Below are 11,247 nucleotides of genomic sequence, written 5' to 3' on the forward strand. Positions count from 1 at the left end.
AGCCCGCGTGCTGTCGTCCGTCATCGCCCTGTCCCGTCCCTACTTCACCACGGCCGCGGCGAGCTGCGACAGCGGCTCCGCGAGCGCGTTGACGGCGTCCGACAGCTCCTTGCGCTCGGCCTTGCCGACCTTGTCGTACGAGGTGAAGTCGTACGACGTCGTGTCGGGCCGGTACCGGTCGAGCAGCGTGTTCAGCGCCGCGAACTGCTTGTCGAGGTTCTTCACCAGAGCCGGGTCGTTCTCCCCGGCGACCGGCTTCAGCAGCGCGTACGACTTCTCGGCGCCCTCCACGTTGGCCTTGAAGTCGACCAGGTCGGTGTGCGAGTAGCGCTCCTCCTCGCCGGTGACCTTGCCGGTGGCGACCTCGTCGAGGAGTTCCTTGGCGCCGTTGGCCATGGAGGTCGGGGTGATCTCGGCCTGGCCGACCCGCTTCTGCCAGTCCAGCAGGTCGGTGATCAGCAGGTCGGCGAGTTCCTTCTCCCGGTCGCCGATCTTGCGGTCCTGCCAGAGCGCCTTCTCCAGGCGGTGCCAGCCGGTCCAGTCGGTGGCCGGGTCCTGACCGTCCTCCAGACCGTCCTCACGCACGTCGACCTTGGGGTCGATGTCACCGAACGACTCGGCGACCGGTTCGGTGCGCTCCCAGCCGATGCGGGAGGGCGCGTACGCCTTCTTCGCGGCTCCGATGTCGCCGGCCTTGACGGCCTTGGCGAACTCCTCCGCCTTCGGCAGCGTCTCGTCGGCCTGCGCCTGCACGTACGCCCGGTAGGCGGCCACCGCCTTGTCCAGACGCGGGTCCCGCTTCACGGTCTTGCCCCCGGTGGCCTTGACGGCCTGGCGTATGCCCTTGCCGCGCATGCCGGGCTTGCAGGCGATCTGGTAGTCGCCGGCCTTCACCTCGGCGGTGACGCGCTGCTTGGTGCCGGGGCCGATGTTCTCGCGCTCGGTGACCACCCGGTCGTCGGGGAAGAGAAGGTAGACCTCGGTGACCTTGGAGCCCTTGTTCTCGATGGCGAGTTCGACGTGCCCGGCCGGGAACTCCTTCTCCGACACCTCGCACGTGTCGTCGGTGGCCGTCACGGTGACGACCCCTTCGCCGTCCCCGCCGCCCTTCTCGGTGCAGCCGCTGACCATGGCGAGCGCCGCCGCGGTGGCGACAGCGGTGACGAGGGGGAGTCGGGCGGGACCGGCGGATCGCATGAAGGCTCCAGTGTGGCCGAAATGTTGCGTCATCAGCTTTGGGTAAAGAAGGTGAGGCTCACCTAACATATCGAGGAATCGCCTGGCTGATACCCGTGCATTCAGTGATCCGGCTCTCATGGACGGTGTATGAGCACGGACTGGTTACGGTGACTCAAAATGGATGCCATGACCAGGTCAAGCGACCGTCAAGCCGGGTCAAGCGGAGGTCAACCCTCCCGGTCGGGAAGGACCGGCACCGCCCCCGTCCGCGGGCCTCGTCCTCGCGCTGCGCGGGCGGGGTACGGCCGCCGGGTGAACGGAAGAGGGGAAGAGGTGCCCCGGCGAGGGGCACCCCTTCTTCGTCGTACGGCCGGGTCAGATCAGGTCCCGACCGTCGCGGCGGGCCTCCGCCCACTCGCGGAGGAACCCGCGGCCGATCACGAACAGGACGACGGCCACGAGTACGGGCCACACCAGGACGTACGCGGTCAGGACTGCGGTGGACATGCTGCCTCCTCGGGGGTCACCTGGCACTGCTTCCGGCGGGCTCGGGATCGCCGTCGGCGGCCGGGGTGTCCGCACCCGGGCCCGCGGCAGCGACCGATCCGCTGTCGTCGAAGTCGCCGGTGCGCTGGGCGATGAGGGCGAAGTCGAAGCCCTCACGCCGGCGCACCCTCATCGCCCAGCAGACGATCGTGGACACCGAGTAGGCGACCAGCGAGCCGCACAGCGTGGCGTACTCGTGCAGGGATCCGATGGCGGACGGCGCGGTCACCACCACCACCACCACCACCGCCACACCGACGACCTTGGCCGGCCCGGCGCCGAAGAAGCCGAACACCATCAGGCCGAGGACGACACCGACCACCGACCACCGACCACCGACAGCATGTCCACGGCGATGCCGAAGACACCGTCCACGGGTATCCAGCCGAAGCGGACCGGCAGGAACACCGCGAGCGCCGTGATCACCGAGACGGTGAACGCCTTCCCGGTCACCTTGTCCCAGTAGAAGCTGGCCAGCACCGGGAAGACGAGCGCGCCCCACAGCGCGCCCACGAACACCAGCAGATCGAGGATGTTCGGCTGCAGACTGGCGAAGGCCACGGCCGCCGCGGTCGCCACCACCATGGTGACGCGGCCGACCAGCAGCATCGTCCTGGGGTTCGCCTTCTCCTTGCCGGCCACGTTCTGTCCGTAGACGTCGGCCATCATGATCGAGGAGAGGGCGGCGAGGTCGGAGTCGGCGGTGGACGACAGCGCGCCGACGATCATGATGAAGAACACGGCCAGCAGCACGGGCGGCAGGTACTCGGCGGCCATCCCGGGGATGATGTTGTTCACGTTCGCCGCCGGCCGGCTCGTAACCGAGGTAGAGGGCGAGCACGCCGAGCATGCCGACACCGATGACCATCGCGCCGTAGCCGACGGTCGCGGTGACGAAGGTCGGCCTGATCAGGTCCTGCCTCACCGCGAACAGCCGCTGCGCGATGGTCTGGTTGCCGATCGCGTACGCGAGCACCGCGGCGATGTACGGGGCGCCCTGCTCCATGAAGGCGGTGCTGGAGAAGAAGTTGCCCTGCTCCGCGGTGAGGTTGGCGGCCCCGGTCTCGAACGCCGCGGGGAAGCCGGCCGCGAGGAAGATGAACGGGACGATGACGGCGACCGCGCCGAGCATCGCGACGACCTGCACGAAGTCGGTGAGCACCGAGGCGCGGAAGCCGGACCACAGGGTGTAGAGCAACACGCCCGCGGCGACGGCGAAGACGCCCTGGGTGAAGGTGAACGGCGACAGCATCGAGATCAGCACGCCACCGGCGATGAAGTTGGACATCAGGCTGATCAGGCTGCCGACGATGTTCGATCCGGCGAGCATCAGCTGGCTGGAGCGGCCGTGCCGGGCGTACATGACCTCGGCGAGGGTGTGCGCCTTCGGGGCCACGGCCCGGATCCGCTTGCCGAAGGGGTAGATGAAGAGAATCATCAGCGCACCCCACAGCCCGTAGTGGATGGGCCCGGAGATGCCGTACGTGTAACCGGACGTCGCGGACGCGTACATCGACGACGCCCAGATCCAGGTCGCCGTCATGTCTCCAGACCCTCCACAGGCGCCACTTCCTCCTTCGCCGAGAACCGGGGGCGTTCACAAAAGAGGCGGACTCTTTGGGCTCGCAAATTTTCCGCACGGTAACAGCTCTTTCAGGACACCTGGCGGCCATGTCGACCGGCTGCGCGTGGGGCCAGAGGGCAGGCTTCTTGCCCAATTCGTACAAGTCCTGGACGTGTCCGATGACTCATTTGTCGGGAAAGGGGGTTTCCGGCCCGTCTTTTCCGGTCATGAATTTGCTACTTGCTCATGCGAAGTGGATCACTTTGTTACACCAAAGAGACCGGGTGGGCGGTACCTCCGGCACTCCTGGTGGTCCGTCCTGGGCGGAGGTGGCTGCGGACGGTGCGGCGCGGCGGTGCGGTGTTCACGAGATCGCGCCGGTCGCCCTTCCGGCCCGCCTGCGGAGGTATGCGGACGCGCCGGCCGAGACGAGGGCGGCGCCCGCCGGCAGGCACACGAACACGGTGACCGGCATCGAGACGTACTCCACGGTCGATCCGTCGGAGTACACGCAGGCGTTTCGAAGGGGCCAGTACCGCTGCTCGATGGCCGCCAGGCCGGCGCCGGCGTCGTTCCGGCTCGTGCACAGCTCGGGGAAAGGGCCTCCCGTGGTGACGGAGAACCAGCCGTAGCAGTACGCGGCCGCCGCCGTGGAAGCCAGGATCAGGGCGACAAGCGCGTAGATCACCGGCACGGGCGGTGGCGGGTGGCTCAGCAGGATGAGGACCACCACGACGCCCACCGCTGCGGTGACCAGACTCGCACCCAGCAACGCGCCCATCAGCAGCAAGTGAAACCTGCCTTCTCTCCGCCGTCGACGGCTCTCCGGCCCTCGGGGCCGGCCGGCGCCCCGCGACCTGGGCGGTCCTGCGGCCCGCACGATGCTTGAATGCCCCCGTGACTGATTATGACGTGCTGCGTGTCTTCTGCGGGCCCCGTGGCGGGTACGGCAACGAGCTGGGGGTCGTTCGCAACGGGGCCGTGATGCCCGGGCGGGAGGAGCGGCAGGCGTTCGCCGCGAAGCTCGGGTTCAGCGAGACCGTGTTCGTCGACGACCCCGAGCGCGGGGTGATCGACATCTACACGCCCACCCTGCGGCTGCCGTTCGCCGGGCACCCCTGTGTCGGTACGGCCTGGCTGATCGACGTCCCCGAACTCGTCGTCCCCGCGGGGGTGGTGGGCGCCCGGCAGGACGGGGAGTTCTGCTGGATCGAGGCGCGGGCCGAGTGGGTGCCGCCGCGCACCCTGCGTCAGTACGGCACCGCCGCCGAGGTCGATGATCTGCCCGTGCCGCCGAAGGGGGAGTGGGTCTACGCCTGGGCCTGGCTGGACGAGCCGGCCGGCCGGATCCGCGCCCGTGCCTTCCCCGGCCGTGACGACGGCATCGACGAGGACGAGGCGACGGGCGCGGCGGCGCTGCTGCTCACGGACCGGCTGGGCCGTGCCCTGAACATCACCCAGGGCACGGGCTCCCAGATCCTCACCGCCCCGCAGCCGGAGGGCTGGACGGAGATCGGCGGACGGGTCTACCTGGAACGCTGAGCGGGTGGAACCCGGCGCGCGGGTCCGTCACCTCGACATGATGAAGTCCAGCGCGCCGCCGGAAGCCGTCGTCCAGTAGGTGACGAGCTGCCCGTCGTCCGCGTACAGCGGGCCGTCGGGCAGGGGGACGTCGATCGCACCGCTTCCCTTGCTGCCGAGCGTACGGCCGTGCAGCGTCAGGGTGATGCTCCTCGCCTCGTACTCGTCCCGGGCGCCCCCGGCCACGAGCAGCGCGACGTGGGCCTCCTCCATCGGAGCGATGGTGACGGGCCTTCCCGGGTCCGGCGAGCTGTCCTCGATCACGGGCACCATGGCCCGGGCGTCGGCGCCGAGCCGTACGTGCGGATAGTGGTAGAGGTCGCACTTCCTGTCACCGACGTTCTGGACGGTGAGGAGGAGCTGCCGGGCCTCCTTGCTGCTCGCGGGCTCCCGTACGGAGGAGGCCGCGAGGTTGTCCCCGGTGCAGGGGGCGATGGCGGCGGGCCCGCCGTGGGCGCCCGGCTTGTGTGAAGCCGTCTTCCCTGGCTTCGTCGCGCCCGGCCGTTCAGAAGGGTTGGTCTTGCCCGAGCCGCCCGAACCCGGCTGGCACGCGGTGGAGAGGAGCAGCGAGGTGACGACGGCGGCCCCGATGGCGTAGGGCTTCCAGCGTCTGGTTCTCGCGCGGTCCTTGCGGGTAGTGGTATTCATCGTGATCCCCCGTGGTCGGTCGTGGACGGCCGCTCACGCGATCCAGCCGCAGACAGATTCTGGGCCGGACTCCTCGTCGACAACCGCGGCTCGCCGAGCTGTTACTGGGCAGGTACACGGAACTGACCATTCTGCTTGAAGCCGTGCGGGAGAGGCAGGCAGCTCCACCTACTCGGAACGCCTGCCGCTCAACTGCGCGACGAAGGCGCCCCAGGCGCCACGGCCGAAGGGGATCACGGGACCGGCCGGGTTCTTGCTGTCGCGCACGGGGGCGAGGGCGGGGATGGCGGAGGTGAGTTCCAGGCACTCGTTGTTGCCGCCGCTGCTGAAGGCCCCGGACATCGTGGCCGGACCCGCGGTGCGCGAGGTGGCGGCAGTCATGCTCCGGGCCGGGCAGACGGTGCGGGTGTGGGGCGAGTGGCGCACCGTGCTCCGCGTACGCAGCGATCAGTACGCGGCCGGAGGCCCCGCCATGGTGCTGGAGTTCGACGAGGGTCCGGCACTGCGGGTGCACGCGGCGGAGCCGCTGGCCGTACGGTCGGCGGATCGCGCCGGAACTTCGACATCGTGGTGATCCACCACGACCACAACGAGCGGAGCAAGGTCGAGGCGATACGCGAGCGGTTTCCCGGTGATGCCCACCGGATCGTTCCCCTGGTGCCGGTGCGGGAGACCGAGGCGTGGATGCTCGCGGACCGCGAGGCGCTCAGGGAGTCGGCGCCCACGCGTGGCACCGCGGAGATGGTGCCGCGCGACGTACAGAAGATCGCCGACCCGAAGGCCGTGCTGAAGGCCGCACTGGGTGGGCGGCGCGACCCGGAGCACGACTTCGCCCGGCTGGGGCAGACGGTCGCGCTCGATGAGCTGGGCAAGGTGCCCGCGTACCGGCGCCGGACCGCCGAACTGCGCGCGGAGATGGCGCGTCAGTGGCTGCTGTGATGCGGGGCGGGCGTCACGCCGACAGGGGGAACTCCTTGCCCAGGGCGTGGAAGAGGTCCGTGTTGAGGGTGAACGCGCGCTTGCATTCCGTGACGATGCGCTGCTTCTCCAGGTCGTCCACCGGGACCGCGTCGAGGAGTTCGCGGTAACCGCGCTTGAAGGCGGCCGGGTTGGCGATCCCCTCGAAGACGTAGAAGCGGACGCCGTCACCCTTGCGTTCGAAGCCCCAGGTCTTCTCCGCCCTGCCGCGGATGATCTGGCCGCCGGAGAGGTCGCCGAGGTAGCGGGTGTAGTGGTGGGCGAGGTAGCCGGCCGGCCAGGTGCGGGCGCACTCGGCCACGCGGGCCGCGTAGGCCTCGGTGGCGGGGAGCGCGGTGAGCGTCGCGCGCCAGTCGGGGCCGCGCAGGTGGCTCAGGTCCCGCTCCAGTGCGGCCAGCCGGAACAGTTCCGGCCGGATGAACGGTCCGGTGACCGGATCCGCGGCCAGTGCCTGTGTACCGGACTCCAGTGCCGCGTAGACGAACCACAGCTGCTCGGTGTACCGCGCGTACGCGTCCACGCCCAGCCGGCCGCCGAGCAGATCGCTCATGAACGTCGAGGTCTCCGCTTCCACGTGCTGCTCGTGGGAGGCGGTGCGGATGAGGGTCGAGAAGGAGTCCATGGCCCGATTTTCTTGGTTAGGCTTACCTAAGTCAATGTTTTGCCGACGGCTTGTCGGGAACCTCCCCGGCCCGGGCCCGGAACAAACAGGGGCCCGCCCTCAGGAGCGGAGAGAGCGGGCCGAAGGGGAGGCGGCGGCGTCACGGCAGGGTCAGGATCTCCGCCCCCGTGTCCGTCACCACCAGCGTGTGCTCGAACTGCGCGGTGCGCCTGCGGTCCTTCGTCACGACCGTCCAGCCGTCGTCCCACATGTCGTACTCGTGGGTGCCCAGGGTCAGCATCGGCTCGATCGTGAAGGTCATTCCCGGCTGGATCACCGTCGTCGCGTGCGGACTGTCGTAGTGGGGGACGATCAGGCCCGAGTGGAAGGACGAGTTGATGCCGTGACCGGTGAAGTCACGGACCACCCCGTACCCGAACCGCTTCGCGTACGACTCGATCACCCGGCCGATGATGTTGATCTGCCGGCCCGGCCTGACCGCCTTGATGGCGCGGGCGAGCGACTCGCGGGTGCGCTCCACCAGCAGGCGGCTCTCCTCGTCCACCTCCCCGACCAGGTACGTCGCGTTGTTGTCGCCGTGCACCCCGCCGATGTACGCCGTCACGTCCAGGTTGACGATGTCGCCGTCGCGCAGCACCGTCGAGTCCGGGATGCCGTGGCAGATGACCTCGTTGACCGACGTGCACAGGGACTTGGGGAAACCGCGGTAGCCGAGCGTGGAGGGGTAGGCGCCGTGATCGCACATGTACGCGTGCGCCACCCGGTCCAACTCGTCGGTGGTCACACCGGGCGCGATGAGCTTCGCGGCCTCCTCCATCGCCCGCGCCGCGATCCGGCCGGCGGTCCGCATCGCCTCGATGGTCTCGGGCGTCTGCACCTCCGGGCCGGTGTACGGCGTGGGGGCGGGCTTTCCGACGTACTCGGGACGACGGATGTTCCCGGGCACGGGACGGGTGGGGGACAGTTCCCCCGGAACGAGCAGTGACTGGCCAGACATGCCGGCGAGTCTAATTCAGCGGCGATGGGGGACCATCTTCCTGGCGGGACGGTGACGGGACGGCGAGAGGAGAAGGTCATGCCCCTGTTCAAGAAGCGGACGGTCGGAAAGCCGGGCGAGTGGTACTACTGCCTGGAACACCAGAAGGTCGAGGAGGGCCCCGACTGCCCCGGCAAGGACCGCTTCGGCCCGTACAGTAGCCGGGCCGAGGCCGAACACGCCATGGAGACGGCCCGGGAGCGCAACCTCCAGTGGGAGAACGATCCCAAGTGGCACGACGCCCCGGCGGCCGAGCGGGACGACGACTGACCACGGCGGGGCGGTCACGGTGACCGACCGCGGCGGGAGGTGCACGAGGACCGACCGCGCCGGGGCGGTCACGGTGACCGCCCCGGGCGCCCGCAGCCGCTACCAGCGTGTCGGCGGCGGTGCCGTCAGCAGGTCGGCCAGTCTCGACAGGCGGTCCCGGAAACGGCGGGGACCCCTGCGGGGCGGCAGGGCGTTCTCCCCGGCCGCCGCGCTCACCAGATGCTGCACGGTGTCCAGATCCAGCTCGGAACCCTCCGGCACCGGCAGGACCTCGTGCGCCAGCGCCGGAAGCTCGCCCTCGCCGGGACCCAGCGACAGCAGCGTCGCCCCGGCCCGGCGGGCGTCCGAGATCCGTTCGAGCAGCGGAGCGGGCGGCTCCCCGGGTGCCACCACCAGCAGCGTCTCGCCCCGCCGCGCCGCCTCCAGACGCCCCGGGCCCACCGCCAGATGCGCGGGATCCGAGGGACGCGCGCCATGCCGTACGAGCGTGGGGGCCAGCTCCGGCGTGCCCGACCAGGCGGCCTCGTCCACCAGGTGCGCCGCCAGATGCCACGGCTCGTACTCCGGTGTGCCCACCAGCAGCAGCCCGCCGCCGTGCGCGACCACCGACCCGCGCAGGGTCCCCGCGAAGTGCCGGGTGTCGGCCAGCCACCCCGTCCCGGCGAGCACATCCCGCAGCAGCGCGACCCGTACGGCATCCATGCGGCCGCATCCTGCCCCAACCGTCCGCTGCTGTCCCGGCGTTCGCCACCGGTTCCCCCGACCCGGGGACACCGCCCGCCGCTCGGTGACGGCACACCGGCGGGACGGAAACGGTGCCGCCACGGACGTAGAGTCGGCCCCATGACCTCTACCGACAGCGCACAGCAGTCCGCGAAGGCCCCCGCGAAGGCCCCGGCCAAGGACCCCTGGGACCTGCCCGACGTGTCCGGGCTCGTCGTCGGCGTGCTCGGCGGCACCGGACCGCAGGGCAAGGGCCTCGCCTACCGGCTCGCCAAGGCCGGCCAGAAGGTGATCATCGGTTCCCGGGCCGCCGAGCGCGCGCGGTCCGCCGCCGACGAACTCGGGTACGGCGTCGAGGGCGCCGACAACGCCGAGACCGCCCGGCGCAGTGACATCGTGATCGTCGCCGTGCCCTGGGACGGACACGGCGAGACCCTGGAGTCCCTGCGCGAGGAACTGGCCGGCAAGCTCGTCGTCGACTGCGTCAACCCGCTCGGCTTCGACAAGCAGGGCGCCTACGCGCTCGAGCCGGAGGAGGGCAGCGCCGCCCAGCAGGCCGCCGCGCTGCTCCCGGACTCCCGGGTCACCGCCGCCTTCCACCACCTGTCGGCCGTGCTGCTCCAGGACCCGGAGATCGACGAGATCGACACCGATGTGATGGTGCTCGGCGAGGTCCGGGCCGACGTCGAGATCGTGCAGGCCCTGGCCGGCCGCATCCCGGGCATGCGGGGCGTCTTCGCCGGGCGGCTGCGCAACGCCCACCAGGTGGAGTCACTGGTCGCCAACCTGATCTCGGTCAACCGCCGCTACAAGGCACACGCCGGGCTCCGCGTCACGGACGTCTGAGGAGATGGGGGACACTGGAGGCCGTAGCAACGCCTGCGGCAGTGCCGCAGCAGTGTCCCCCGACAGGAGTCCGCCGCCATGCCCCGCCTCGCCCTCTACGCTCTCGCCGTGTGCCTCCTCGCCGTCGCCGCGGCCGTCGTCTCCTTCGTGCAGGGCGACGTGTTCATCGGCGTCGTCTGGATCCTGCTCGTGGGCCTGTCGTCCAACATGACCTGGTACTACGTCAAGCGGGGGCGCGCCGCGCGGAGCGAGGGCTCCGTCACGGGCTGACCGAGCAGACCCCGCTCGTGTCGCTCCAGAAGCGGAACAGCTCGTAACCGCAGTACGTCTCGAACTCGTGGATCCCCAGGGTCGCCAGCAGCGAGTCGACGACGCCGAAGAACGCGCCGTTCACCTCGGGCACCCAGAGCAGCGCGAACACGAACAGCAGACCGAACGGCGCGAACGGCTCCACCTGCCGCCGGACCTGGTGCGACAGCCACGGCTCGAGGACCCCGTAGCCGTCCAGACCGGGCACCGGCAGGAAGTTCAGGATCGCCGCCGTCACCTGGAGCAGCGCGAGGAAGGCCAGCGCGAACCGGAAGTCGGCCGGTACACCGTCCAGCGCGTCCAGCCAGAACGGCGCCGTGCAGACGATCGCGAACAGCACGTTCGTCAGGGGCCCCGCCGCCGAGACCAGGCTGTGCCGCCACCGCCCCGGGATCCGGCCGCGCTCGATGAACACGGCACCGCCCGGCAGGCCGATCCCGCCCATGATCACGAACACCACCGGGAGCACGATGCTCAGCAGGGCATGGGTGTACTTCATCGGGTTCAGCGTGAGATAGCCCTTGGTGCCGACGGAGATGTCGCCGCTGTGCAGGGCGGTGCGCGCGTGCGCGTACTCGTGCAGACACAGGGAGACGATCCAGGCGGCCGTCACGAACAGGAACACCGCGATGCCGGGCTGCTCGGCGAACCCGGTCCAGGTGGCCCACCCGGTGACCGCCGTCACGGCCAGGATCCCCAGGAAGACCGGGCTGATCCTCCGGTCACTGTGACGGGCGGCGGCGGTGGTCATGGGACTCCCTGGACTGTCGGCCACGCGGGAACACGCGGGGGCTGCCCGACGGTACCGGGCGCACGGGGAGAACGTCTCGCGCCGGCGACCGGTTCCACACGGGGCGGAACGACCGTCCACCGCCCGCGACGGTCCGGCGGACCGGGTCCGGGGGTGGGCAGGGCGATTCCGTAGGGGGAGGCAAGGAGCCGGCG

17 protein-coding genes and 1 pseudogene are annotated in these 11,247 nt (G+C 70.3%); 6 read left to right on the top strand and 12 right to left on the bottom strand.

Annotated features, from left to right (window positions below; all coding sequences use genetic code 11):
• Positions 1 to 39: 39 nt before the first annotated feature.
• The 6 genes and pseudogenes from efeO to B9S61_RS04010 all read right to left on the bottom strand — a co-directional run bounded on the left by efeO (position 40) and on the right by B9S61_RS04010 (position 4,070).
• Complete coding sequence (gene efeO, locus B9S61_RS04000) at positions 40 to 1,197, bottom strand: iron uptake system protein EfeO (RefSeq protein ID WP_103540942.1); 1,158 nt, start codon at positions 1,195 to 1,197, stop codon at positions 40 to 42.
• 357 nt (positions 1,198 to 1,554) lie between these two features.
• Positions 1,555 to 1,686, bottom strand: a complete 132-nt coding sequence (locus B9S61_RS41470) for a putative transporter small subunit (RefSeq protein WP_219819887.1) — start codon at positions 1,684 to 1,686, stop codon at positions 1,555 to 1,557.
• Between the two features lie 16 nt (positions 1,687 to 1,702).
• Positions 1,703 to 2,047, bottom strand: coding sequence for a hypothetical protein (locus B9S61_RS42035; RefSeq protein WP_258039536.1), 345 nt, complete (start codon positions 2,045 to 2,047; stop codon positions 1,703 to 1,705).
• Positions 2,023 to 2,502, bottom strand: coding sequence for a hypothetical protein (locus B9S61_RS42040; RefSeq protein WP_258039535.1), 480 nt, complete (start codon positions 2,500 to 2,502; stop codon positions 2,023 to 2,025). The genes B9S61_RS42035 and B9S61_RS42040 overlap by 25 nt, the downstream gene beginning before the upstream one ends.
• A gap of 109 nt (positions 2,503 to 2,611) precedes the next feature.
• A pseudogene (locus B9S61_RS42045) lies at positions 2,612 to 3,268 on the bottom strand (sodium:proline symporter); the annotation flags it as partial.
• Between the two features lie 385 nt (positions 3,269 to 3,653).
• A complete protein-coding gene (locus B9S61_RS04010) occupies positions 3,654 to 4,070 on the bottom strand; it encodes a hypothetical protein (RefSeq protein WP_103540954.1) in 417 nt (138 codons plus the stop codon).
• A gap of 116 nt (positions 4,071 to 4,186) precedes the next feature.
• On the opposite strand from B9S61_RS04010, the gene B9S61_RS04015 reads away from it, so the two are divergent.
• Positions 4,187 to 4,831: a PhzF family phenazine biosynthesis protein gene (locus tag B9S61_RS04015; RefSeq protein ID WP_103540943.1), complete on the top strand. Its 645-nt coding sequence runs from the start codon at positions 4,187 to 4,189 to the stop codon at positions 4,829 to 4,831.
• 27 nt (positions 4,832 to 4,858) lie between these two features.
• Here the strand turns inward: B9S61_RS04015 and B9S61_RS04020 are convergent, their stop codons facing one another.
• Together B9S61_RS04020 and B9S61_RS04025 are read right to left on the bottom strand one after the other, a co-directional pair.
• A complete protein-coding gene (locus B9S61_RS04020) occupies positions 4,859 to 5,518 on the bottom strand; it encodes a DUF4232 domain-containing protein (protein ID WP_103540944.1) in 660 nt (219 codons plus the stop codon).
• A gap of 168 nt (positions 5,519 to 5,686) precedes the next feature.
• Positions 5,687 to 5,899, bottom strand: a complete 213-nt coding sequence (locus tag B9S61_RS04025) for a DUF397 domain-containing protein (RefSeq protein ID WP_103540945.1) — start codon at positions 5,897 to 5,899, stop codon at positions 5,687 to 5,689.
• On the opposite strand from B9S61_RS04025, the gene B9S61_RS40640 reads away from it, so the two are divergent.
• On the top strand, positions 5,898 to 6,092 hold the full coding sequence (locus B9S61_RS40640) for a hypothetical protein (protein WP_181007228.1): 195 nt from the start codon (positions 5,898 to 5,900) through the stop codon (positions 6,090 to 6,092). The two genes, B9S61_RS04025 and B9S61_RS40640, sit on opposite strands and share 2 nt — an antisense overlap.
• Positions 6,086 to 6,457 (top strand): DUF4276 family protein, encoded by a 372-nt coding sequence (locus B9S61_RS04030; RefSeq protein WP_181007229.1) that lies wholly within the window; start codon positions 6,086 to 6,088, stop codon positions 6,455 to 6,457. Before B9S61_RS40640 ends, B9S61_RS04030 begins: the two co-directional genes overlap by 7 nt.
• A gap of 13 nt (positions 6,458 to 6,470) precedes the next feature.
• Here the strand turns inward: B9S61_RS04030 and B9S61_RS04035 are convergent, their stop codons facing one another.
• Both B9S61_RS04035 and map read right to left on the bottom strand, forming a co-directional pair.
• The gene (locus tag B9S61_RS04035; protein WP_103540947.1) at positions 6,471 to 7,118 is read right to left on the bottom strand and encodes a heme oxygenase (biliverdin-producing); all 648 of its coding nucleotides are present in this window, start codon (positions 7,116 to 7,118) and stop codon (positions 6,471 to 6,473) included.
• Positions 7,119 to 7,257: 139 nt separating this feature from the next.
• Positions 7,258 to 8,115 (bottom strand): type I methionyl aminopeptidase, encoded by an 858-nt coding sequence (gene map / locus B9S61_RS04040; RefSeq protein ID WP_103540948.1) that lies wholly within the window; start codon positions 8,113 to 8,115, stop codon positions 7,258 to 7,260.
• Positions 8,116 to 8,193: 78 nt separating this feature from the next.
• Here map and B9S61_RS04045 point away from each other — a divergent pair, with 78 nt between their 5' ends.
• Positions 8,194 to 8,424 (top strand): hypothetical protein, encoded by a 231-nt coding sequence (locus B9S61_RS04045; protein WP_103540949.1) that lies wholly within the window; start codon positions 8,194 to 8,196, stop codon positions 8,422 to 8,424.
• 99 nt (positions 8,425 to 8,523) lie between these two features.
• On the opposite strand, the gene B9S61_RS04050 is transcribed toward B9S61_RS04045, so the two are convergent.
• Positions 8,524 to 9,126, bottom strand: coding sequence for a hypothetical protein (locus tag B9S61_RS04050; RefSeq protein ID WP_103540950.1), 603 nt, complete (start codon positions 9,124 to 9,126; stop codon positions 8,524 to 8,526).
• A gap of 141 nt (positions 9,127 to 9,267) precedes the next feature.
• On the opposite strand from B9S61_RS04050, the gene npdG reads away from it, so the two are divergent.
• Positions 9,268 to 9,993 carry an NADPH-dependent F420 reductase gene (gene npdG, locus B9S61_RS04055; protein WP_103540951.1) on the top strand — a complete coding sequence of 242 codons (726 nt, stop codon included), beginning with the start codon at positions 9,268 to 9,270 and terminating at the stop codon, positions 9,991 to 9,993.
• 78 nt (positions 9,994 to 10,071) lie between these two features.
• On the top strand, positions 10,072 to 10,263 hold the full coding sequence (locus B9S61_RS04060; RefSeq protein ID WP_103540952.1) for a hypothetical protein: 192 nt from the start codon (positions 10,072 to 10,074) through the stop codon (positions 10,261 to 10,263).
• Here B9S61_RS04060 and B9S61_RS04065 read toward each other — a convergent pair.
• Positions 10,253 to 11,053: a site-2 protease family protein gene (locus B9S61_RS04065; protein ID WP_103540953.1), complete on the bottom strand. Its 801-nt coding sequence runs from the start codon at positions 11,051 to 11,053 to the stop codon at positions 10,253 to 10,255. The genes B9S61_RS04060 and B9S61_RS04065 overlap by 11 nt on opposite strands.
• Positions 11,054 to 11,247 lie beyond the last annotated feature (194 nt).

The sequence above is a fragment of the Streptomyces sp. SM1 genome (genome assembly GCF_002910825.1).
Taxonomy (GTDB): Bacteria; Actinomycetota; Actinomycetes; order Streptomycetales; family Streptomycetaceae; genus Streptomyces; species Streptomyces okerensis.